The organism is Mycolicibacterium vulneris, assembly GCF_002104765.1.
GTDB classification, from domain to species: Bacteria; Actinomycetota; Actinomycetes; order Mycobacteriales; family Mycobacteriaceae; genus Mycobacterium; species Mycobacterium vulneris.
The window spans coordinates 1-510 of sequence record NZ_NCXM01000104.1 but is presented as its reverse complement, the minus strand read 5'-3'; the positions used below and the strand labels follow the sequence as shown (position 1 = coordinate 510).

Sequence of the window (510 nt, the reverse complement as noted above, 5' to 3'; positions counted from 1 at the left end):
ACCCTCACCCGCTTGCCCGCACCCCAGCGCCAACCGGCGCACTCCATCACCATCGGAAACGGAGAACAACATCATGACCACAGTCACCGACCCGTGGGCCACCACCGACCACGACGAAGCCCAAACCCTGGCCGCAACCGGTGGCCGCGGTGAACACGAACAGGAACCCGACCACCAAGGGCAGCCTGACATCGATGAACTGGCCGTCATTCAGGTCGCCTACGACGGCCTACGGTTGCGGTTGCGCGGAGCAGAACGCGACGAGGCAGTACGCCGCATGCACGGCCGTGTCGAACTGGACCTCATCGCCTGGCGCCTCTACACGACCACACGCACCGTGCACCGCGTCGCGGCGCGACTCGGCTTGACCGAAAACCACCACAGCCGCAGCGAACTGCTCACTACGTCGCCGCGATGACTGTGCCGACAACACATTCCGGGGCCCGGCCAGCACCTGCACCCGCGGGGTTGGCCGGGTCCCCCTTTTTTCTTCCGGTCCCGGTGGGTACC

1 protein-coding gene is annotated in these 510 nt (G+C 66.3%); it reads left to right on the top strand.

Features of this window, described 5'->3' with window-relative positions; all coding sequences use genetic code 11:
• A partial coding sequence (locus B8W69_RS29555; protein ID WP_220084584.1) for a hypothetical protein occupies nt 1-418 on the top strand: 418 nt, incomplete at its 5' end.
• Nucleotides 419-510 lie beyond the last annotated feature (92 nt).